The following is a 22,085-nucleotide window of genomic DNA, read 5'->3' on the forward strand; positions in this document are numbered from 1 at the left end:
CCGGATAACGTGGTGCATGTTGTCAATCTCCACTCTGGGTTGATGACCACGCCCCCGGACGTACGCCGCTCAAAGCAACGTCGCGGGGGTTTGCATGTGGCCCTCTCGTGCGGGCATCCCAAAACAGGCCGAAACCGGCCGAACAGCCCATTACTCTGGGTGTGTTCATCGTTGCTCAGCGAGACGTCCGGTCACAACGCCGAGCGCGTGACATTTGCCAACTGTCACAAAGGGGATGCCGTGAACCGGCGCAACGCCACAGGGGGAACGGCGGCCACCACGGCCGCCGTGTTCGGCGAGGTACTGAAGCATCATCGGGAGGCAGCAGGCCTCACCCAGGACGCCTTGGCGCGCAAGGTTCCGTGCGACCGCTCGCACGTGGCGCGCGTCGAGGCGGGCGGCCGTGTACCGCAGGACACCTTTGCCAAGGCGTGTGACGAACTGCTGGGCACGGGTGGGGTGTTACTGCGCCTGTGGGCCCGCATCGACTGGTATCCCGAGGTTGAGCATCCGGATTGGTTCGAGCGGCGCGCGGAGATGGATGCCGAAGCCGTTGCCGTGCGCGCCTATCAGACCCAGGTCGTGCCGGGACTGCTACAGACAGAGGAGTACGCGTGGGCGATGTTCTCCTCGATCGCAAGCGGCGACGAGTTGGAGAAGCTGGTCAGAGCACGACTGAGCCGCCAACAGCGCTTTCTGACCCCGGACGGCCCGCTGTACGTCGCGGTGCTGGACGAGAGCTGTCTGCGCAACGTGGTGGGGAACGCGGCCGTCATGCATGGCCAGTGTGCGCACCTGCTGGAGGTCGGGCAGCGGTCCAACATGCGCATCCAGGTCGCCCCGGCCGCTCTTCCCGGAATCATTCGCCCCAAGACCTCCATGTCACTGATCACGCTGCCCGACGGAGGCCAGTGGGCTTATTCGGAGTCGCTGGACCGAGGCCATCTCAACGACGATCCGGCCGTCTATGCCCGTCACAGCCAGACCTATGATGTGCTCAGGGCGGACGCCCTGTCAGCCCGGGAGTCTGCTGCTCTGATCAGCGATGTAGTGGAGGGGTACGGGCACCATGGACAGACACGATCTCAGCGCGGCGACCTGGATAAAGAGCAGCTACAGCGACCGCGACGGCGGCGACTGCATCGAGGTGGCCCCCGGTATCCCCGGCCTCGTCCCCGTACGTGACAGCAAGAACCCGCACGGCCCCACCCTGGTCTTCCCGGCCGCCGACTGGTCGTCTTTCGTTGCTGCCGTCAAGGGCGGGACGCTCCGCGCCGCCTGAGTTGGCCCTCGTCGACCCAACGCCGATGGCCAACTCCACTGCTAGCGGGGCAACTTGAACGGGGAGGATGGCAACAGCAGATGACATCGATCACTTTTGCCATCGGCGGGGATCTGGACGTACGGCGGCTCGGGTTCGGGGCCATGCGCCTGCCGACCGAGCCTGTCGACGCCCGCACGGCGTCCATCGAGGTCGCTCGGCGGGCCGTCGAACTGGGCGTCACGCTGATCGACACCGCTCATCTCTACGGCGGGGGAGCCAACGAGGAACTCCTCGCCGAGGCCCTGTACCCCTACCCGGACGATCTGCTCGTTACCACCAAGGTCGGCGTGGCGCGGTCGAGTTCCACTGGCGAGTGGGGGCTGGACGGACGGCCGGACGTTCTGCGGGATCAGGTCGAGCAGGCCCTGCGCCGGCTTCGCGTCGAGCGGATCGAGCTGCTCCAGCTGCACCGGATCGATCCGCAGACGCCGGTCGACGACCAGGTCGGCACGCTGCGGGACCTCCGGTCCGAAGGCAAGATCGGCCGGATCGGGCTGTCCGAGGTCACCGTCGCCGAGCTGGACCAGGCACGGCAGATCACCGACATAGCGAGTGTGCAGAACCGTTACCACCTGCTCGACCGCGAGCACGAGCCGGTGCTCGTGGCCTGCGAGGCGGCGGGGATCGCGTTCCTGCCCTGGCGGCCTGTCGTGGCGGGAACGTCAGGCACGCGGGCCGAGATCGCCGCCGTGGCGGCCGAGGCCGGGGCCACCCCCACCCAGGTCGCGCTTGCCTGGCTCCTCGGCCACTCGCCGGTCATCCTCCCGATCCCGGGTACCGCCCGGGTCGACCACCTGGAGGAAAACCTCGCCGCGGCCCGCCTCCACCTGACCCCGGCCCAGCGCGAGCGCCTCGACCGGCTGTCCCAGGAGGCATGGTTTCTGCTGGTCGCCCGGCCTACCGGACCGGCCCCAGGCCTCGGTACCGCTGTCCTGCCCTGCCGCGTACCGCCCGCCGCACCCGCTCCCAAAGGCGCTCGGCAGGGTCCGTGACAACGGCCTGGAACCGTCGCCACTGCTGGATCTCGCGAATCGTCCGAACGGTTTCGGCACCTGGTGCGACGGGTGCCGCCTCGCCCCGCTGGGCGGCGCGGTAGGCATCGAACATGTGCTGCTGACTGGCGTTCATAGGCCTCACTGTGGAGCCGCCGCCGGGCCCGTGGCGCGTCGATTGACGGGAGCCGTCAATCGACGGCCGTGCAGGTCGCGGCCTCGCGCATGATGGGTGCATGGCCAACGTCATCGACATCACCGGGCTGCCGGCGGAGCGCCTCGTCTTCTCCCCGTCCCCCCTGGCGGAACTGGGCGCCGCGCTGCACGCGCTGTCCGAGCCGGGGCATCACCCGGGGCTGCACGGCTGGGTCACCGCGACCAACGCGGGGCTGAAAACCGACCTCGCCGACCGGCTGTGCGAGGCGGATTTCCTGTGGCGGTCCTCGCGTTCCGACATCCTGCTGCCGACCCGCCCCGGGGCGACGCTGGCCGAGGATCTGGACGAGCTGGACCGGATCGATGACGAGCGGTTCGTGGCCGCCGCGTTCGAGATCACCTGCTCTGCGACGTACACCCAGTGCACGCCGTCGCCCCTGGTCGATGCGGGCGAACGGGCCCGGGTGAGGGAGATGGCCGCGGCGCGCGGGCCGCGGCAGGCGGCGTTCACGGACCGGATGCTGACCGACCCCGACGGGCTGCGGGTGTGGCTGCGCCGCCTGTTCGAGGACTGCGAGGACGCGTTCTTCGGGGACATCTGGCGCCGGGTGGGTATCCAACTGGCCGCCGACGCCCGGCACAAGACCGAGCTGCTGCGCCGCAAGGGCCTGGCCGAGACGCTGTCCGCGACCTCGGCGGCGCTCAGCCTGGACGAGGCCAAGGACGGCGCCACCGGCACCCGCATCCTGGTGGACAAGCTGGCCACCGGCCGTACGACGGCGTACTCCAACCCCGCCGACCCCGGCATCACCTTCCTGCCGACGTCGTTCGGCTGGCCGCATCTGGTGTTCAGTCACGCCCCGGGGTGGCGCCCCGTGCTCCAGTACCCGGTCGCCGGCCCCGAGTTGCCGGCGCCGGCCACACTGGAACTCATCCAGCAGCGGCTGGAAGCGCTCGCCCATCCGATGCGGATGAACCTGTGCCGCACGCTGTCCCGGGGGCCGCATTCGACGGGCGAGCTGGCGACGGCGTTCGGCATCACGCCGCCGGAGGTGTCGCGGCACATCGCCACGCTGAAGAAGGCCGGACTGATCCAGACGCGGCGCCGCGGCCGGTATGTGCTGCATCAGCTGGACCTCCAGGTGGTGGCCCGGCTGGGCAGCGACTTCCTGGAGGGTGTGCTGCGGTAGGCGCGGGGCGTCCGCCCACGGCGCCCTACGCCCCCGGGCCGCCCCCGGCCCGCACCAGCCCCGTCTCGTACGCGAGGACCACCGCCTGCACCCGGTCCCGCAGGCTCAGCTTTGTCAGGATCCGGCCCACATGCGTCTTGACCGTGGCCTCCGACAGCACCAGCCGCGCCGCGATCTCGCCGTTCGACAGCCCCTGCGCGACCAGCAGCAGCACCTCCCGCTCCCGCTCCGTCAGCCGTTCCAGCTCGGGGCGCGCGGGCGCGGCGGAGGTGGCGGGCAGCATCGGCGTGAAGCGGTCGAGGAGGCGGCGGGTGGTGGACGGTGCGACGACCGCGTCGCCGCTCTGAACCGCCCGGATCGCGGCGAGCAGTTCGCCCGGCGGCACGTCCTTGAGCATGAAGCCGCTGGCCCCGGCCTTGAGCGCGGAGAAGGCGTATTCGTCGAGGTCGAAGGTGGTGAGGATGAGCACCTTCGGCGCGTCTTCCTTCTGCCCGCCCTCGCAGATCCGCCGGGTCGCCTCCACCCCGTCCAGATGCGGCATCCGTACGTCCATGAGGATCACATCGACCTGGGTGGAGCGCAGCACCTCCAGCGCCTCCACGCCGTTGCCCGCCTCCGCGACCACCTCCATGTCGGGCTGCGCGGCCAGCACCATCCGGAATCCGGTGCGCAGCAGCGCCTGGTCGTCGACGAGCATCACACGGATGGTCATGGCGGGGAGAACCCTTCAAAGGTGGGGCTGCAGGGGCAGTGGGGCTACAGGGACGGTGGGGCTACAGGGTACGAAGCGGGCCGGGCGGACGGCAGTACGGGCAGGAGCCGAATGGGCGGGAGCCGCATGGGCGGGAGTCGTATGGGAAGGGCGCAGGACCCCCACCCCCTCTCACCCCTCCGGTTTCAGCGGCAGCACGGCGCTGATCCGGAACCCGCCTCCCGGCCGCGGTCCCGCGTGCAGACTGCCGCCCACCATGCCGACCCGTTCGCGCATCCCGATCAGGCCGTGCCCGAGGCCGTCCGCGCCGCCCTCCTCGTAGAGCTCCTGCTGCGCACCCCTGCCGTCGTCCTCGACGAGCAGATCGAGCTCGCTGTCGCGGTACGCGAGGCGGACGGTGGCGCCGGCGTCGGGGCCGCCGTGCTTCCGGGTGTTGGTGAGCGCCTCCTGGACGATGCGGTACGCGGTGAGCTCGATGCTGCTGGGCAGCGGGCGGGGCTCGCCCTCGATCCGGAAGTCGACGGGCAGTCCGGCGCCGCGGACCTGGTCGATGAGGTCGGCGAGCTCTTCGACGCCCGGCTGCGGGACGTATTCGCCGCTCTCGGGCTGTTCGCCGGTACGGAGCACGCCCAGCAGGCGGCGCATCTCGGCCAGCGCCTGCCGGCCCGTGCCGGAGATCGTCTCCAGCGCCTGCTTCGCCTGGTCGGGCGCGGCGTCGAGGACATATGCGGCGCCGTCCGCCTGGACCACCATCACCGAGACGTTGTGCGCCACGACGTCGTGCAGCTCGCGGGCGATCCGGGCGCGCTCGGCCGCGACCGCGATCCGGGACTGCGTCTCGCGTTCCTTCTCGAGCCGGGCGGCCTTCTCCTCGAGCTGTGCCCAGTAGGCGCGGCGGGTACGGATGGAGTCGCCGAGGACCCAGGCGAGGACGAAGGGGACGGTGAGCAGCGCGGTGAAGAACATTCCCTCCCACGCCGGCTGGCCGCTGGGCATGTCCGAGAACCGCCACACGGAGAGGGCCGGCCCGACGAGGGCACCTGCGAGGGCACAGCGGGAGGCCCAGCGGACGGGGCCGGAGGCGACGGTGTAGACGATGGCGAACATCGCGATGTCCGGGATGCCGGCCTGGACGCGGAAGACCAGCTGGCCGACGCCGATGGCGGCCGTCAGCAGCAGCATCTTCTCGGGGGCCTTGCGGCGCAGCGCGACGACGAGGGACAGGCCGACGGCGAAGAGCGCGCCGGCGATCAGTTGGGGTCCTCGGAGAGCGGCCGCGATCCACAGACAGCTGAACCCGAAGAGGAGGACGGCCCAGAAGCTGTCCACTCCCGTCGGGTGTCTGCGGAGAAAGTCGTAGAGGCGCTGCACGTAACCCAGCGTAGGCAGGTCGGATAGGTGTAGGAGTCAACCGGAGGAGCGATCCTCAGAACCGGCCCTACTCCCCAAGGTGGAGACCGTATACGCCGTCGTGTCGGCCCTGGGTTCGGTGCCGGGGCCGGAGCCGGGGACTACGCCCGGCCGCCCGTACCGTGGGGCGGGTGACGAACGACTGGCAGGGCTGGCGGGATGCGATGGACCGGGCGCTGTACGGCCCGGACGGCTTCTACACCCGCCCCGGTGGCCCCGGCCCGGCCGGCCACTTCCGCACCTCGGTGCATGTCTCCCCGCTGTACGCCGGAGCCGTCGCCACGCTGCTGTGCCGGGTGGACGCCGCCCTGGGCCACCCGGACGAGCTGGCGCTGGTCGATGTGGGGGCGGGGCGCGGCGAGCTGCTGACGGGGGTGCTGGGGCGGCTGCCGGAGGCGGTGGGGGCGCGGGTCCGTCCGTACGCCGTCGAGCTGGCCGCCCGCCCCGAGGGCCTCGATCCGCGCATCGTGTGGCGCTCCGGGCTGCCCGCGGAGGGCTCGCTCACGGGCCTGCTGTTCGCGAACGAGTGGCTGGACAATGTGCCGCTCGAGGTCGCCGAGACGGATGCGGACGGGGTGCCCCGGCGGGTTCGGGTACGGGCGGACGGCACGGAGCGGCTGGGCGGGCCGGTGGACGGGGCGGACGCGGAGTGGCTGGCGCGGTGGTGGGAAGCGGCCGGGCACCCCGGGGTGCGGGCGGAGATCGGCCGCCCGCGGGACGCCGCCTGGGCGCGGGCCGTCCGTACGCTGCGGGGCGGGCTCGCGGTCGCGGCCGATTACGCGCACCGGCGGACGGACCGGCCGCCGTTCGGGACGCTGACCGGGTTCCGGGAGGGGCGGGAGGTGCGGCCGGTGCCGGACGGCAGCTGCGACATCACGGCGCATGTGGCGCTGGATGCGTGTGCCGGGCCGTCGGCGGTACTGCTGACCCAGCGGGCGGCGCTGCATGCCCTCGGCGTGGCCGGCCGGCGCCCCCCGCTGGCCCTCGCCTCCACCGACCCCGCCGGGTACGTACGGGCCCTGAGCGCGGCGGGCGCCGCGGCCGAGCTGACCGACCCGGCGGGCCTGGGCGCCTTCGGCTGGCTGGTGGAGCCGGTGGGCGAGGCCTGTGCGGGGGCCCTCGAAGAAGCGGCGCTGTTCAAGGAGTGGGACGCCTGAGGGCCAGGGCGTTCCCCGGGGCGGCCTTTTGCGAGACTGTCCCCATGACGGAGACGACGGTCGGCATCGGCGGCGCGGCGGAGAGCACCGACATGGTGCTGAACATCGGCCCGCAGCACCCCTCCACGCACGGCGTGCTGCGGTTGCGCCTGGTGCTGGACGGCGAGCGCATCCAGCACGCCGAGCCGGTGATCGGCTATATGCACCGCGGCGCCGAGAAGCTCTTCGAGGCGCGCGACTACCGCCAGATCATCATGCTCGCCAACCGGCACGACTGGCTGTCGGCGTTCTCCAACGAGCTCGGCGTGGTGATGGCCGTCGAGCGGATGCTGGGCATGGAGGTCCCCGAGCGCGCGGTGTGGACGCGTACGCTCCTGGCCGAGCTGAACCGCGTCCTGAACCATCTGATGTTCCTCGGCTCGTATCCGCTGGAGCTGGGCGGCATCACGCCCGTCTTCCATGCGTTCCGTGAGCGCGAGGAGCTCCAGAACGTCATGGAGGAGATCTCCGGCGGCCGGATGCACTACATGTTCAACCGCGTCGGCGGCCTCAAGGAGGACCTGCCGGCCGGCTGGCTGGGCCGTGCCCGGCATGCCGTCGCCGATGTCCGCTCCCGTATGGACGTCTTCGACAACCTGGTCCTGGGCAACGAGATCTTCCGCGGCCGCACCCGCGGTATCGGCCGGCTCGCACCCGAGACGGTGCATGCGTACGGCGTCTCGGGGCCGATCGCCCGCGCCTCCGGCGTCGACTTCGACCTGCGGCGCGACGAGCCGTACCTGGCGTACCGGGAGCTGGGTGACACCCTCAAGGTCGTCACCCGGCAGGAGGGCGACTGCCTGGCCCGCTTCGAGTGCCTCCTGGAGCAGAGCCACAACTCCCTCGACCTCGCCGACGCCTGTCTGGACCGCCTCGCGGAGCTGGCGCCGGGCCCGATCAACCAGCGGCTGCCCAAGGTCCTGAAGGCCCCGGAGGGCGCGACCTACGCCTGGACCGAGAACCCGCTGGGCATCAACGGCTACTACCTCGTCTCCAAGGGCGAGAAGACGCCGTACCGCCTCAAGCTGCGCTCGGCGTCGTACAACAACATCCAGGCGCTGGTGGAGCTGCTGCCGGGGACGCTGGTCGCGGACATGGTGGCCATCCTCGGCTCGCTGTTCTTCGTCGTCGGGGACATCGACAAGTAGGCGAACGGCGAGCAGGCGAACGGCAAGCAGGGGAACCGCAAGCAGGCGCGGGCGGGGCGTCGCGTCCTCAGGCGCCGGTCCGCCGCCCGAAGGCGTGGTCGAGCAGCTTCGCCGCGTCCGGGTAGAGCCGCGCGGCGCTGTCGCCGAGCAGGGCGCCCACCACGGTGCGCCCGCCCCGCCTGGCCGCGAAGACCAGGCAGTGGCCCGCCCGCCTGCCGGTGCCGGTCTTTATGCCGAGGGCGCCCCGGTAGGAGCCGAGCAGCCGGTTGGTGTTGTACCAGGTGTAGGTGCGGTTGACGTTGACCGCCTTCTGCCGGGTGCGGGGCGTCCTGACGACGGCGGCGAAGGTGCGGTTGCCCATCGCGTGCCGGGCGAGCCGGACCAGGTCGCGGGGCGTGGTCTGGTTGCGGCCGTGGGAGATGCCGTCGAAGGAGTCGTAGTGGGTGCGGGTCAGCCCCAGTGACCTGGCCCGGGCGTTCATCCGGGCGATGAAGGACCGGGTGCGCCCGGCCGTCGTTCCGCCGCTGCCGAGGGTGTCGGCGAGCGCGTAGGCGGCGTCGCAGCCGGACGGGAGCATCAGCCCGTACAGCAGCTGGCGCACCGTCAGCTTGTCGCCGGTGCGCAGATCGGCGGTGCTCGCGCCGTACCGGGCGACGTAGTCGCGGTAGGCCTGTTTGACGGTGACCCGCTTGTTCAGGTTCACCCCGCGGGTCTCGAGGACCACGACGGCCGTCATCACCTTGGTGGTGCTGGCCATCTCCCGGCGGGTGTCCGCGGCCCGGCCCCACAGCACCCGGCCGGCCCCGCTGTCCAGGAGGTAGGCCCCCTTCGCCGTGATTCCGGACGGGCCGCTGGGTGCAGGGAGTGCCTGGGCATCGGTCACGGGAAGGATGACGGCGAGCGCCGCCGTGGCCGCGGTCAGCGCCGCGCCGGCCCCCCTGCGCCGGACCGTACTGCCCCCGAAACTGCCCCCGAAAGTGCCCCCGAAAAGCCTCATCGACGCTCCGTCCGCAGGATGGCCGCCCACCGGTGGGGACGCCTCGGCAGCGGGCACGACGGCGGTCACGCACCAGTGGTGGCACAACGGTGGTGAAGGGAGCCGCATCCTGCCACCCCGGCGCCCGCGACGGAATCTCAGCGGAGCCGGAACGTCACCCGTGTCGGCCCACGTGTCGCATTGCTTTCGCGGTGGGGCCGGTTCCGGTCGGTCGGCGGGCGCCTACGAGGCCGCCTAGGAGATTGCCGTGCGCAGTGGGGCGAGGTCGAGCTGCTCGGTCTCGTCGTGCGCGGTCAGGTCGATGATCTCGCCCACGCCGTCGGTCGTCGCACCGTCAGGCGCGGCGTCCCCGGGGGCCGTAGGGTCACTCGCTTGACCGTCAGCCACTTGACCGTCGGCCGCCTGACCGTCGGCCGCTTCGGCGTCGGCTGCCGCGCCCTCGGCCGGTTCGCCGTCGGCCGTCTCGCCGTCGGCCGTCCCGGCAGGGATCGCCCGCCGCGCCTCGGCATGTGCCGACTGCTCGGCCACCGCCTCGTCGCCGACGACGTCCGCCAGATCGTCCTCCAGGGGCGCGGTCAGCTGCCGCGGCTGTACGGGGGCCGCGTTGCCGAAGAAGTCGAAGCCGCCCAGCGCGCGGGACGCGGCGGGACGGGACGGGGCCACAGCGGCGGCGGCCGGCACCCGGCGGAGCGCGGGTGCGACGGCCGCCCCGGGCGTCCCCCGGCCCGTCTCACCGTCCTGGGCGCCCTCTCGCGGGCCGTTACCGCCGCGCCCGCCGTCCCGCTGCCGGGCCGCGTTACGGGCCAGCTGCCGCAGCGCCTGGTCCGCGCGGGCGTACAGGGCGGGGCCGACGGCGGGGGCGGGGACGGTGGCGGGAGCCGGAGCGGCGGCAGGAGCCGGGACCGGGGCGGATGCCGCCTGCTGCGCCGGGCGGCGGCCGGCGGCCACCGGAAGGGCCTTCGCCGGCGCCGACGCCTCGATGGCGAGCAGCCGCCGCCCCTCCAGGGCACTGGCCCGCTCGGTCTCCGCGGTGGCGTAACGGCGCAGGAGTTCGGCGTGTTCGCTGCGCAGCCGGGCCAATTCGGCGCGCTTGGCGCGCAATTTGGCATCCAGTGCGGTGCGGATCTCGCGGGACTCCTCGACATCCGTTTCGAGCTCGGCTATCCGCTCCTCGGTGCGCCACTCGTCGCGCACTCGGGCGCGGGTGAGTTCGGCGACCCTCTTACCGGCTTTACGGTCCCAGGTCCGCATCAGGACCGCGCCGCCGATTGCGGCGGCAGCGGCGCCCGCGGCGAGTATCCGTTGCACCAGATCGTCGCCGACAAACCACGCGCCCGCGGCGCAGGCGATTGACGCACCGGCGACCGTCGACGGAGGAAGCAGCCGGTGGAGGGGTGGTGAATGGCGGTGGCGTCCTCGTGGCATGGCCAGAAACTTACCGTGCGTGCGGGGCCTATGGGGCCCCGCCCGCCAATCCGTTTCTCGCTGGTTACTTCTTCAGCAGCCCCTTGGACTCCAGATATGTCTGCGCGACATCCGCCGGCTTGAGCCGCTCGGCATCAACCTTGCTGTTCAAGTTGATCAGGTCCTGGGTGGTGAGGGTGCGTGTGAGCTTGCCGAGCAGCCCGGCGATCTCCTTGCTGCCGGCGCTCTTGGCATTCACCACCGGCAGCACATTGTCGGCGTTCTGCAGCTTCTTGTCGTCCTGCAGAAGCACCAGTCCGAAGTTGTCGAGCGTGGCGTCCGTGGTGGTGGTCAGCACCAGTTGGTCGGTGCCGTCCTTGACCGCCTGCTTGGCCTGCGGGGTCCCTACGCCCTTGGGGTCGATGCCGGTGATGTCGATGCCGTACCGCGACTCCAGGCCCGGCTTGCAGAACACCCGGGTCTCGCACTCCTCGCCCGCCGCGAGCTTGATCTTCTGTTTCGACCGGCCGAGGTCGGAGAGCGTCTTCAGCTTGTGCTCGGCGGCGAATTTCCTGGTGACCGCGAAGGCGTTCTGGTCGGTGGCCGGTCCGGCCGGCAGCGCCTTGAGGCCGTAGGAACCGGCGAGCTTCTCGAGCGCCGTCACGGTCTTGCCGATGTCGCTGGAAGCGACGGGCTTCGCCTTGGCGCCGTTCTTCTTGGCGTTGAGGAATTCGGCAAGTGTGGAGGCATATTCCGGCACCACATCGATCTGGGACTTCTCCAGGGCCGGTTCATACAGCTCGCGATTGGACAGCGTCTGCACCCGCGCCGAGTATCCGGCGGCATTAAGGATCTTGGAATACATCTCGGCGAGCACCTTCGACTCGGTGAAACCCGCCGAGCCGACGACGATCTCGCCCTTCCCGCCGCCGGTGTTCTTACCGCCCTTGTCCTCCAGGCTCTGCCCCGTGCAGGCGGCCAGCCCGGCCGCCAGCGCGATCGCTGTCCCCGCGACAAGCGCGGTGCGCGGCCCGCGCGACTTGCTGCTCATGGAATTCACCATTCCGTATTCCGTCCGTTCGGATGAGATCGGGTGACGCCGGATGAGGCCGGATGCCGGATGACGTCGGGTGGAGCCGGGTGAGTCGGATGGGGTCGGGTGGCGTCGGATGGGGTCGGGTGGCGTCGGATGGGGTCGGATGACGGTGGGGGTCCGGGCGGGACCCGGCGGGTGGTGTCCGCTCGGTTGCGTACGGCGGCAGCATCGCAAGGCCAGGCCCCACCGTCAGGTGAGTTTCCGTACCGCGACCACATCGTCACCCTGCCCCTCTGCCGCCGCCGCGCCCGAAGCCGTACGCGGTGCCGCGCCCGCTGCCGTGCCCGATTCCGTGCTCGATTCCGTACGGGCGCCCGTACGGGAGCTGCCACGCCCCGCGCGTCCCGCCCGCCGCTGCCCCCGCATCGGGTCGAAGGCCCGGTCCGCCACGACGAGCGCCCCCTCGACCAGCAGCGCCAGCACGGCCACCAGCAGCGCACCGGCGACCACCTGGGCGGTGTTGTAGTTGCCGAAGCCCGCGGTGATGATCCGGCCCAGGCCGCCGCCGCCCGCCAGCGCGGCCAGCGTCGCCGTCGCCACCACCTGGACCGTGGCCGACCGCAGGCCCGTCATGATCAGCGGATAGGCGAGCGGTATCTCGACCCGCAGCAGGAGCTGCGGCCCCGACATCCCCATCCCCCGCGCCGCCTCGACCACATTGCGGTCCGCCTCCCGCATGCCCAGATAGGCGTTGGTCAGCAGCGGCGGCACCGCGAACAGCACCAGCGCGATGACGGTCGGCCAGTCCCCCTGGCTGCCCAGCGGACTGAGCGTCAGCAGCACCAGGACCGCATAGGTCGGCACCGCCCGCCCGACGTTGGACACATTGACCGCCAGCGCCCCGCCCTTGCCCAGGTGCCCCAGCCACAGCGCCACCGGCAGGGCTATCAGGCAGGCGAGGACCAGGCACACCCCGCTGAGCCACAGATGCTCGCTCAGGCGATGCCACACCCCCTTCTCCCCGGCCCAGTTGGCGCCCGTGGTCAGCCACTGCCACGCGCCCGCTATCGCCTCCATCGTCCGGCCCCCCTCACTCGGCCCCGGCCCGCACCGCGCGCAGCCCGCGCCGCGCTCCGGCCCCCGCCCGCCGCTGCGCCCGCGTCCAGGGCGTCAGCAGCCGCTGCAGCCCCATCAGCAGTCCGTCGGCTATCAGCGCCAGCAGCACACACAGCACCGACGCCGTCAGGACCTCCGCCTTGAACAGGCTCTCCATACCGCTGGCTATGAGATTGCCCAGGCCGCCGTAGCCGACCACGGAACCGATGGTGGTCATCGCCACCGTGGAGACCGTGGCGATCCGGAGCCCGGCCACCAACGCGGGCAGCGCGAGCGGAAGTTCCACCTCGAACAGCAGCCGCGCGGGGCCGTAGCCCATCCCCCGGGCGGCCTCCCGCACCTCGGCGGGCACCGCCTGCAGACCGGCGAGGATGTTGCGCACCAGGATAGTCAGCGAATACAGCACCAGGCCCGTGACGACCACCGAGGCCGAGACCCCGAACACCGGCGTCAGCAGCGCGAACATCGCCAGCGACGGCACGGTGTAGAGCACCGTCGTCAGCCCCAGAACCGGCCCGGCGGCGGCCCGCGAGCGCCGGGCGATCAACGCCAGCGGAAACGCGACCAGCAGCCCGATGAGCACGGACACCGCCGTGATGCCGATGTGCTGGAGCGTCGCATCCATCAATTCCTGGCCGCGGGTGCGGACATACTCACCGCAGATCCAGTCGTTCGCCGTCAGGCAGTTCTCCGACCCCTGCACCCGTCGTCACCTCCCCCGCCCGATCGCCGCCACTTCCGGTGACTGTCTGCGACCCTAACCCCCACCACTGACAATCGGACCGGCGTCACCGCCCCCGGGCCGACTTCGCCACCGATCCGCAACACCGCGTTCACGACCACCCGGCCGCAACCCGGCACAATGGGCCCGTCGACCCAGGGGAACCATGATCCGTTTTGAGCACGTCACCAAGAGCTACCCGGACGGCACCACCGCCGTCGACGACCTCTCCTTCGAGGTCGCCAAGGGTGAACTCGTCACGCTCGTCGGCCCGTCGGGCTGCGGCAAGACGACGACGATGAAGATGGTGAACCGGCTCATCGAGCCCACCAGCGGCCGCATCCTGCTCGACGGCGAGGACATCTCGACCATCGATCCCGTCGGCCTGCGCCGCCGCATCGGCTATGTCATCCAGCAGGTCGGCCTCTTCCCGCACAAGACCGTCCTGGACAACACCGCCACCGTCCCGCATCTGCTGGGCCGGCCGCGGAAGGAGGCCCGGGCCCGCGCCGCCGAACTCCTCGATCTGGTCGGCCTGGACCCGTCGACGTACGGCGACCGCTACCCCGACCAGCTCTCCGGCGGCCAGCGCCAGCGCGTCGGGGTCGCCCGCGCGCTCGCCGCCGATCCGCCCGTGCTCCTGATGGACGAGCCGTTCGGCGCGGTCGACCCGGTGGTCCGCGAGCACCTCCAGAACGAGTTCCTGCGGCTGCAGTCCACGCTCCACAAAACGGTCCTCTTCGTCACCCACGACATCGAGGAGGCGGTCCGGCTCGGCGACCGGATCGCCGTCTACGGAGCGGGGCGCATCGAGCAGTTCGACACCCCCGCGACGGTGCTGGGCGCGCCCGCGACCGACTACACCGCGGAATTCGTCGGCGCGGACCGCGGGCTGAAGCGGCTGTCCGTCACGCCTGTGGAGACCGGCGACCTCGAACAGCCCCCGGTGGTGCACCTCGACGACACGGCCGCGAGCGCCGCCGGCCGGCTCCGCGCCGACGGCGCCCCCTGGGCGGTCGTCCTGGACGGCGACGGGTCCCCGTACGGCTGGGTCCCGGCCGAGGCGCTCGCCGAGGGCTCCGGCGCGCTCACCAAGGGCTCCGGCGGCTCGACGGTCCGCGAACACGCCCGCCGGATGGATGCCCGGCTGCCGCTCGGCGCCCCGCTGCGCCAGGCCCTCAGCGCGATGCTGCAGCACGACGCCGGCTGGATCGCCGTCCTGGACGGCGACCGCTATGTGGGCGTCCTGACCCCCGCCCGGTTGCACACGGCACTGCGCCGCTCCACCACCGCGGACGCCGCGAACGTCCCGCGCGGCAAGGTCACCGTGGACACGGTGCCCGACGCCTGACACGCCGCCATGGCCTTGTCCGGCGGATCAGGGTCGGCAAGGCCGCGTGAGTCCCGGTCGTGTGCAGGTCTCCCGACTACACGGCCACAGCCTGCCCGCGGTGCCCTGGGGCACGAGCGCGAAGGCGGCTCCCGGCACCGCGCCGGCGGCCGGCACGAACGCGGACAGCAGCCGCAGTGGCCGTTGCCGACCGCTCAGCGCGTAGGACGTCGCGAGTGCGCCGACCAGACCACAGCTCCCCACCGAGTCACCCCCGCCGTGCACACTCCGGCCCGCCGTGCTCACCGCGTGCGCCGCCGCGCCGGACAGAAGGAAGACCACCGGCATCCACACGGCACCCAGCCTGCGTTCGGCCGGCGGCGCGACGACCGCGAGGGCCGCCAGGTTGAAGGCGAGCTGCACCCGGCCCGACGTCTGCACCAGCAGCGCGGTCACCACCCGCCGCCACAGCGCCGCGAGCGGCCGGCCCGGGCTGACCGGCTCAGGACGCTAGGGCCGCGACGCTCCCCGGTGGTCGGGATGGTCCTCGTCCTCCGGGAGTTTGCACACCCGCTCCAGGAAGATCGCGGCGGCCACCACGGCCGCTCCCGCGAGGACGGCGAAACCGGCGTTGATCGCCTGTTCCCGGCGCGGTGCGACATCGATGCCGGAGGCCAGCAGGAAGACGCCGACTCCGCCGTACAGCCCGGCGACCAGCGCCGCCACGAGGGCGCTGGCCTGCCCGAAGACCACCGAGCGGGCGGCCACCAGGGGATCGACGCCCTTGGCGTCCGGCCGCCGCTCGCGCTGGGCGCGCAGCCGCGAGCGGAGGTTGAACGCCGTGGCGGCCAGTACGGCGGCGATCAGCGCCAGCACGACCGGCGCGGCCACCGGCACGCTCGGCAGCGTGCCGAACGAGTCCCACAGCCGCGCACCGGCCCAGGCCAGCACCCCTGCCGCCAGAAACAGCCCGACCAGCACCTTGATGTGTAGCTGCTTCACCGAGCCATCGCCCCTCGCGCCGTCATGGCCGTCCCGTCCGTTTCCTACGCATGTCCGCGGATTCCACGCATTCCCGTCGTATGTACCGATCCATGCCATATGGATCCGACGTCTACGCATGGCTCGCGTACGTGAGCGTCCTGTACGTGATCCTCCCGTACGCGATCAGCGCCGTACGCGATCACCGGTGCGCGCCCTCCCCGTCGTGCGCGACCGACCCGCAACCCTAACGACTACTCCGGCAGCCGCAGTTCCAGGTCCGTCCGCTGGTGGACGCCCTCGCTGCCCACCGACGACAGCAGTTCGGCCACCGCGCCGCGCCCGGGGACCTGCGCCTCCGGGTCCACGTCATGCCACGGGACCAGCACGAATGCGCGCTCGTGGGCCCGCGGGTGCGGCAGGGTCAGCCGCGGGTCGTCGGAGACGACGTCCTGGTACGCCAGGATGTCGACGTCGATCGTGCGCGGGCCCCAGCGCTCGTCGCGCACCCGCTCGAAGGCTTCCTCGATGGCATGGCCGCGCTCCAGAAGGGAGTCCGGCGGCAGAGTCGTCTTGATCAGCACCACGGCGTTGAAGTACGCGGGCTGGGAGGCGGGATCGACGCCCCACGGCGCGGTCTCGTACACCGGGGAGACGGCCTTGACCCGCAGGCCGGGGGTCTCCTCCAGTGCGTCGACGGCGCCCTGCAGGGTCTCCAGGCGGTTGCCGAGATTGCTGCCGAGCGAGATCACGGCGCGTTTGGGGTTGGACAGCGTCACATCCGCGGCGTCCACCTGCTCCACGACGGAGGCGGGCACCGGCTGTACGGTCGGGTCACTGCTGGTGTTCATACGGCACTCCGGGTGATGGTGATGGTCACGTCGTCGAAGGGGACAGTGATCGGGGCGTCCGGCTTGTGCACCACTACCTCCACCTCCTTGACCCCCTCGTGCTTGAGGCACTGGTCGGCGATCCGCTCCGCGAGGGTCTCGATGAGGTCGACCGGCTCGCCCTCCACGACGGCCACCACCTCCTCGGCCACGACACCGTAGTGCACGGTCTTCGCGAGGTCGTCGGATGCCGCGGCGGGGCGGGTGTCCAGGCTGAGCACCAGGTCGACGATGAAGGTCTGGCCTTCCTCGCGCTCCCGGGGAAACACCCCGTGGTGCCCTCGGGCCTTGAGCCCACGCAGCGCGACACGATCCACGCGAATCACTCCCACTGGTCCACTGGCACCGCCGGCGCCACCGATCATCGAATCCGGGCAGGCGCCGGAGTCCTCCGGCAACACTGCCCCACTCGAATCTACCTTCGAGCACTGACAGCGCTCGCCCATGGGGGCTATGGACAAGTCCCCGTCCTGCTGCTAGGCGGGCCGTGAGAGGTCATCCGCGCGACGTCTTACCCCTTTGCCCGCGCCCCACCCCTACCCGTACCGCACTTGGCTCGAACGGGTGCCCTCAGACCGTCTCGCTGACGCCCCCGAGGCGCCGGGCCCGGAGCCGCGCGCAGACCCTGCGCACAGCGGTCACGAGCTGCTCAGACCCCGCTCACCGGGCCGTTCTCGTCCCCGTCGGCGTCCTCGTCGTCGCCTTCTTCGTCCTCGCGGTCCGCCAGCACCGGCGACCCGTGGTGCGACCACACCCGCCAGCCGTCCTCGGTGCGCTTGAAGACGTTCGTGGCCACCACGAGCTGGCCGATCAGCGGCCCCACCGTGCCGTCGTCCTCGGCCGGACCGCCGCTGAGGATGTTCTCGGTGCAGGTCACCAGGGCGGTGTCCCCGACGACGTCGATCTCCACATCCGTCAGGAAGAACTGGATGTACTCGGTGTTCGCCATGATCAGTGCATACGAGCGCAGCACCTCGCCGCGCCCACGCAGCACCGGCCACCCCGGGTGCACCACGCTCACCTGACCGTCGAGCCACAGCTCGGACAGCGCCTCGTGATCACCGCGCTCGATGGTCTCGTACAGGGTCGTGTTCGCCTGCTCGACCAGCTCGATGTCCGTCTGTGGGCCCAAGCCGCTCACACCGCTCCCGTCGCATTCGCCGTCGTACCGCTCACGTCGTCGGCCGGCGCCGTCGCGGCCTCCACCGCGCGGGCCACCCGCACCGCGTCCGCGCTCGCCCGCACCTCGTGCACCCGCACCGCCCAGGCCCCCTCCCGCGCCACGATCGCCGACACCGCGGCCGTCGCCGCGTCCCGCTCCCTCGCGGGCGGCGGGGCGGCTCCCGCACCGCCCGCCAGCACCCTGCCCAGGAACCGTTTCCTCGAAGCGGCCACCAGAAGGGGACGGCCCAGCGCCCGCAGCCGGGCCAGCTGGGCGACCAGCGCCAGATCGTGCCCCGCCTGCTTGGCGAAGCCCAGACCCGGGTCGATGACGATCCGCTCCGGGTCGATGCCGCCGGACACCGCACGCTCCATGGACTGCCCGAGCTCGTCGACGACCTCGCGGACCACGTCCCCGTAGACCGCCCGGTTGTTCATGTCGATCGACTGGCCGCGCCAGTGCATGACGACGAACGGGACTCGGGAGGCGGCCACCACCGGGATCATCGCCGGGTCGGCGCCGCCCGCGCTGACGTCGTTGACCAGCCGCGCCCCGGCCGCCACCGCCTGCTCGGCGACGGATGCGCGCATGGTGTCGACGGAGACCACGGCGCCGGCCGCGGACAGTTCCCGTACGACGGGGACGACGCGGCGCAGTTCCTCGGCCTCGTCCACCCGCGCCGCGCCCGGCCGGGTGGACTCGCCGCCGACGTCCACCAGGTCGGCGCCCTGTGCCACCAGGTCGAGACCGTGTTTGACGGCGAGTTCGGTGTCGAACCACTCGCCGCCGTCGGAGAACGAATCGGGCGTCACATTCACGACGCCCATCACCGCGCAGCGGTCCCAGTCCGGCAGTCCGGCCACCCGGCCACGCAAGGTACTCATGACACCAGCCTAGGCCGTGTGCCGACCGGCCGGATGGTGGCCGTCGGCCCTGGCGCGGAGCGGCCGGCAGCGGGCCCCGCGCCGGCCGTCGGGTGCCCCGGGGCCGACCGTCAGGCGGCGGTCTCGACCACCCCGGGGGCCTTGACGCGTTCCGTCGTGTGGGCGCAGGGGCGTGGCTCGGCGGCCTTCTTGCGGCGCAGCACCCGCGGCAGCTCCAGGTAGCCCTCGGCCTGCATGGTGGCCAGGCCGATGCGCGGGATGTCCCGGGTGTTGCGGAAGACCACGAAGCGCGGCTCCCAGCGCGGGCGGAACTTGTCGTTGAACTTGTAGAGCGACTCGATCTGGTACCAGCGGGACAGGAAGAGCAGCGTCCCGCGCGTGATGCGCGTCACCGGTCCCGCGCCCAGCTTCTCGCCGCGCTCCAGGGCGGAACGGAAGACCGCGAAGTTCAGCGAGAGCTGTTCGATCTTCAGGTCCGGCGCGGCCTGCAGCGCGGCGACGATCAGCAGCTCGTTCATGCCGGGATCGGCGCTGCGGTCGCGCCGCATCCGCTCCAGCGAGATGCCGTTCGGACCCCAGGGCACGAAGTACTGCAGCGCCTTCAGGTCGCCGAACGGGCCGGGCTCCTCGCCCTCCGCCGGGGCCAGATGGGCGGTCGCGATCACCGCGTCGCTGTCCTTGACCGCGTCGATACGGCCCAGCGCCATGGAGAAGCCGCGCTCGTCGTCGGTGTCGCGCCAGGCGTCGGCGGCCTTCTGTACGCGCTCCAGCTCCTCCGGCTCCAGATCGCGCACCCGGCGTACCTGGGTGGTGTATCCGTTGCGCTCGATGCGCTTGACCATCTGGCGTACGTTGCGCATCGCGCGGCCGGACAGCGTGAAGTCGGCGACGTCGACGATCGCCTCGTCGCCCAGCTCCAGCGCGTCCATACCGGTCTCACGGGTCCAGACCTGCCCGCCGGTCTCGCTGCAACCGTGCACCGCCGGGGTCCAGGAGTGCGCCCTGGCCTCCTCCATGAACCGCTCGATGGCGCCCGGCCAGGCCTCGACATCGCCGATCGGGTCGCCGCTGGCGAGCATCACGCCGGAGATCACCCGGTAGCAGACGGCGGCCTTGCCGGTCGGGGAGAAGACGGCGCCCTTGTCGCGGCGCAGCGCGAAGTAGCCGAGCGAGTCGCGGGCGCCGTGCTTGGCGAGCAGCTCGCGCAGCCGCTCCTCGTCGTCCTCGGTGAGGCGGGCGGCCGGGTGCTCGGGGCGGAAGGCGAGGTAGGCGGTGGTGGCGACGGTCAGCAGGCCGAGCGCGCCGAGGGAGTAGCCGACGGTGTAGTCGATGTCGTGGGTGTAGCGCACCGGGCCCTCGAAGCCGAACAGGCCCCACAGGACGTGCTGGGTGCGGTCCCAGAACGACGGCGAGCCGACGGTCTTGTCGGGGTGGGAGCTGACGATCACCATGCCGATGCCGAAGCTCACGCCGCCGAGGACGATGAGGTTGGCGAGGGCCTTCCAGCGGCTGCGCGGGTCCGGGAGGGCCGCGAACTCCTTCCGATGCCACACCAGGAACCCCAGCAGCGCCAGCGAGAGCACCGCTCCGAAAACGGAGTGGCGGTATACGAGCTGAGCGGCGATCCCCACCGGAAGCAGTGCCACGGCCGCGCCCCAGGCCCGGCGCTTGCGCCGTTTGAGCCCATGGGCCAGCAGAAGCAGCAGGATGCCCACGACGATGGACGCGGCGGCCGCCAGCGGGCTCACCGCGCCCGGCAGCACCTCCGCCAGCGCATGCATCCGGCTGTGCCGGAACCGCGGGAAGACACCGGCCGCCAGGTTCAGCAGTCCGACGACCACGCCGGCCGTCCCGACGATGCCGGGGACCCTCTCGGGCCGCGGGCCACGGAGCCAGCGTGGCGTGCGCCACGCAACCGTCTCCGACTTTTCGCCATCTAGCCTGTCAGACATCACTTTCCCGTCGCCCCGGTCGAGAGAACGTGCGAGCCTAGTCGCAGCTTCTGGACTTTTTGCGCCCTGTATGACGGCGTTTCAGGGCTCGGGGTTCCACCAGCGGACCGGCTGGACCGGCCGCCCGGCAGAAAGCACCTCATGGGCCTCACCAGCAAGAAAGTGCTGCTTCTTGCCGTCTTCGTAGCAGTAGCACTTTTCGTCCTCACCATCTGGCTCTGGCCGCGTCTGTCGAAGGGGAACTGGCGCGCCGTCCTCGGCCGAATAGGTCTGTTGCTGGCCACCCAGATATCCCTCTTCGCCACGATCGGCCTGGTCGCCAACAACTCCTTCGGCTTCTACGCCTCCTGGGCCGACCTTTTCGGCCAGGAGCAGGCGCCGGGCGTGGTCACGAATTACCAGACCGGGCCGAACGGCACCAAGCTCCAGATGCTCGGCACCGAGCGGATCAGCATCCCCGGCGGCTCCCGTCCCACGAAGGCCGGCCGGGTCGAGAAGGTCATGGTCCACGGCGGGCAGTCCAACCTCACCAGCCCGGCCTATGTTTATCTGCCGCCCCAGTACTTCCAGGAGAAATACGCGAAGAAGAAGTTCCCGGCAGCGGTCGTCCTCACCGGCTATCCCGGAACCGCCGAGGCGCTCTACAAAAAGCTGGCTTTCCCCCAGACCCAGCACAAGCTCCTCAAGCAGCACAAAATGAAGCCGACCATCCTGGTCATGATGCGGCCGACGGTCGCGCCGCCCCGCGACACCGAGTGTGTGGACGTCCCCGGCGGCCCGCAGGCCGAGACGTTCTTCACCCGGGACCTGCGCGCCAATATCTCCGAGCACTACCGCGTCGGCACCGACGCCAAGAACTGGGGCGTCATCGGCGACTCCACCGGCGGCTACTGCGCGCTGAAGATGACCATGCGCCACCCCGAAGCGTTCTCCACCGGCGTCGCCCTCTCCGGCGCCTACAAGGCCCCCATCGACGCCACGACCGGCGACCTCTTCGGCGGCGACCCCCAGCTGGCCCGCGAGAACAACCTCCTGTGGCGCCAGCAGCACCGCCCCGCCCCGCCGGTGAACCTGCTGGTCACCACCAGCAAGCAGGGCGAGACCAACTACCAGAAGACCCTGCGCTTCATACAGCAGACGAAGTCGCCCACCCGCATAGCGTCGATCATCCTCGACAGCGGCGGCCACAACTTCAACACCTGGCGCCGCGAAATCCCGGCCGCCCTGGAATGGCTGGGCGGCCACCTCCGAGCCGACAACCCCAGCGCCCCGAAGCCGGACCGCCATCCCAAGCCGGACCACCCCAAGCCGGACCACCGCAAGGCGGACCGCCCTGTGCCGGACGACCGCCGCGCTGCGTAATACGGCGCCGGCCCCCACTCACCTGTCTTGCCCCACCTCCCGCGGGAGGCGCCGGGCTGTAGCGGCGAAGCCGCGTAAGCCTGGTGCCGTTGCCGAACAGCCCCGCGCAGCGGCAACCAGCC

22 protein-coding genes are annotated in these 22,085 nt (G+C 71.4%); 8 read left to right on the top strand and 14 right to left on the bottom strand.

The features are described from left to right. Positions 1-240: 240 nt before the first annotated feature. The 4 genes from ADL29_RS05975 to ADL29_RS05985 all read left to right on the top strand — a co-directional run bounded on the left by ADL29_RS05975 (position 241) and on the right by ADL29_RS05985 (position 3,662). Positions 241-1,185 carry a helix-turn-helix domain-containing protein gene (locus ADL29_RS05975; protein WP_053922691.1) on the top strand — a complete coding sequence of 315 codons (945 nt, stop codon included), beginning with the start codon at positions 241-243 and terminating at the stop codon, positions 1,183-1,185. Further along, positions 1,148-1,282 carry a DUF397 domain-containing protein gene (locus tag ADL29_RS44925; RefSeq protein WP_342671140.1) on the top strand — a complete coding sequence of 45 codons (135 nt, stop codon included), beginning with the start codon at positions 1,148-1,150 and terminating at the stop codon, positions 1,280-1,282. Before ADL29_RS05975 ends, ADL29_RS44925 begins: the two co-directional genes overlap by 38 nt. Positions 1,283-1,362: 80 nt before the next feature. Beyond that, positions 1,363-2,316 carry an aldo/keto reductase gene (locus tag ADL29_RS05980; protein ID WP_078970780.1) on the top strand — a complete coding sequence of 318 codons (954 nt, stop codon included), beginning with the start codon at positions 1,363-1,365 and terminating at the stop codon, positions 2,314-2,316. 236 nt (positions 2,317-2,552) lie between these two features. Beyond that, complete coding sequence (locus tag ADL29_RS05985) at positions 2,553-3,662, top strand: DUF5937 family protein (protein WP_046926742.1); 1,110 nt, start codon at positions 2,553-2,555, stop codon at positions 3,660-3,662. A gap of 25 nt (positions 3,663-3,687) precedes the next feature. Here ADL29_RS05985 and ADL29_RS05990 read toward each other — a convergent pair whose 3' ends face one another. After that, complete coding sequence (locus ADL29_RS05990; RefSeq protein WP_053922692.1) at positions 3,688-4,374, bottom strand: response regulator; 687 nt, start codon at positions 4,372-4,374, stop codon at positions 3,688-3,690. Between the two features lie 171 nt (positions 4,375-4,545). Further along, a complete protein-coding gene (locus tag ADL29_RS05995; protein ID WP_053922693.1) occupies positions 4,546-5,745 on the bottom strand; it encodes a sensor histidine kinase in 1,200 nt (399 codons plus the stop codon). 170 nt (positions 5,746-5,915) lie between these two features. Between ADL29_RS05995 and ADL29_RS06000 the strand changes: the two genes are divergently transcribed. Both ADL29_RS06000 and ADL29_RS06005 read left to right on the top strand, forming a co-directional pair. Beyond that, positions 5,916-6,941 (top strand): SAM-dependent methyltransferase, encoded by a 1,026-nt coding sequence (locus ADL29_RS06000; protein ID WP_053922801.1) that lies wholly within the window; start codon positions 5,916-5,918, stop codon positions 6,939-6,941. A gap of 44 nt (positions 6,942-6,985) precedes the next feature. Further along, positions 6,986-8,128, top strand: coding sequence for an NADH-quinone oxidoreductase subunit D (locus tag ADL29_RS06005; RefSeq protein ID WP_053922694.1), 1,143 nt, complete (start codon positions 6,986-6,988; stop codon positions 8,126-8,128). Between the two features lie 67 nt (positions 8,129-8,195). Here the strand turns inward: ADL29_RS06005 and ADL29_RS06010 are convergent, their stop codons facing one another. From ADL29_RS06010 to ADL29_RS06030, 5 genes are all read right to left on the bottom strand, one after another. Then, positions 8,196-9,125, bottom strand: coding sequence for a D-alanyl-D-alanine carboxypeptidase family protein (locus tag ADL29_RS06010; protein WP_053922695.1), 930 nt, complete (start codon positions 9,123-9,125; stop codon positions 8,196-8,198). A 234-nt stretch (positions 9,126-9,359) separates the two neighbouring features. Then, the gene (locus ADL29_RS06015) at positions 9,360-10,550 is read right to left on the bottom strand and encodes a hypothetical protein (RefSeq protein WP_063788397.1); all 1,191 of its coding nucleotides are present in this window, start codon (positions 10,548-10,550) and stop codon (positions 9,360-9,362) included. Positions 10,551-10,614: 64 nt separating this feature from the next. Next, positions 10,615-11,580: an ABC transporter substrate-binding protein gene (locus ADL29_RS06020; protein ID WP_053922803.1), complete on the bottom strand. Its 966-nt coding sequence runs from the start codon at positions 11,578-11,580 to the stop codon at positions 10,615-10,617. A gap of 234 nt (positions 11,581-11,814) precedes the next feature. Next, entirely contained in the window at positions 11,815-12,642 is an 828-nt protein-coding gene (locus tag ADL29_RS06025) for an ABC transporter permease (protein WP_078970783.1), read from the bottom strand. A 13-nt stretch (positions 12,643-12,655) separates the two neighbouring features. Continuing rightward, the gene (locus ADL29_RS06030) at positions 12,656-13,384 is read right to left on the bottom strand and encodes an ABC transporter permease (RefSeq protein WP_053922696.1); all 729 of its coding nucleotides are present in this window, start codon (positions 13,382-13,384) and stop codon (positions 12,656-12,658) included. A 184-nt stretch (positions 13,385-13,568) separates the two neighbouring features. On the opposite strand from ADL29_RS06030, the gene ADL29_RS06035 reads away from it, so the two are divergent. Beyond that, a complete protein-coding gene (locus ADL29_RS06035; protein WP_053922697.1) occupies positions 13,569-14,753 on the top strand; it encodes an ABC transporter ATP-binding protein in 1,185 nt (394 codons plus the stop codon). 27 nt (positions 14,754-14,780) lie between these two features. Here ADL29_RS06035 and ADL29_RS06040 read toward each other — a convergent pair whose 3' ends face one another. The 7 genes from ADL29_RS06040 to ADL29_RS06070 form a co-directional block, all read right to left on the bottom strand. Then, entirely contained in the window at positions 14,781-15,188 is a 408-nt protein-coding gene (locus tag ADL29_RS06040; RefSeq protein ID WP_157878401.1) for a rhomboid family intramembrane serine protease, read from the bottom strand. A gap of 54 nt (positions 15,189-15,242) precedes the next feature. Further along, positions 15,243-15,734, bottom strand: a complete 492-nt coding sequence (locus ADL29_RS06045; RefSeq protein WP_053922699.1) for a DUF3180 domain-containing protein — start codon at positions 15,732-15,734, stop codon at positions 15,243-15,245. Positions 15,735-15,967: 233 nt separating this feature from the next. Continuing rightward, positions 15,968-16,564 carry a 2-amino-4-hydroxy-6-hydroxymethyldihydropteridine diphosphokinase gene (gene folK, locus ADL29_RS06050; protein ID WP_046926754.1) on the bottom strand — a complete coding sequence of 199 codons (597 nt, stop codon included), beginning with the start codon at positions 16,562-16,564 and terminating at the stop codon, positions 15,968-15,970. Next, positions 16,561-16,920 (bottom strand): dihydroneopterin aldolase, encoded by a 360-nt coding sequence (gene folB, locus ADL29_RS06055; protein WP_046926755.1) that lies wholly within the window; start codon positions 16,918-16,920, stop codon positions 16,561-16,563. Before folB ends, folK begins: the two co-directional genes overlap by 4 nt. Positions 16,921-17,252: 332 nt before the next feature. Further along, positions 17,253-17,735 (bottom strand): nuclear transport factor 2 family protein, encoded by a 483-nt coding sequence (locus tag ADL29_RS06060; RefSeq protein WP_046930936.1) that lies wholly within the window; start codon positions 17,733-17,735, stop codon positions 17,253-17,255. Positions 17,736-17,740: 5 nt separating this feature from the next. Continuing rightward, positions 17,741-18,649 (bottom strand): dihydropteroate synthase, encoded by a 909-nt coding sequence (folP, locus tag ADL29_RS06065; protein WP_211274256.1) that lies wholly within the window; start codon positions 18,647-18,649, stop codon positions 17,741-17,743. A gap of 110 nt (positions 18,650-18,759) precedes the next feature. Continuing rightward, entirely contained in the window at positions 18,760-20,601 is a 1,842-nt protein-coding gene (locus ADL29_RS06070; protein WP_078970785.1) for a phosphatidylglycerol lysyltransferase domain-containing protein, read from the bottom strand. A 141-nt stretch (positions 20,602-20,742) separates the two neighbouring features. Here ADL29_RS06070 and ADL29_RS06075 point away from each other — a divergent pair, with 141 nt between their 5' ends. Beyond that, positions 20,743-21,963, top strand: coding sequence for an alpha/beta hydrolase (locus ADL29_RS06075; RefSeq protein WP_078970786.1), 1,221 nt, complete (start codon positions 20,743-20,745; stop codon positions 21,961-21,963). Positions 21,964-22,085 lie beyond the last annotated feature (122 nt).

The organism is Streptomyces chattanoogensis, assembly GCF_001294335.1.
Lineage (GTDB): Bacteria > Actinomycetota > Actinomycetes > Streptomycetales > Streptomycetaceae > Streptomyces > Streptomyces chattanoogensis.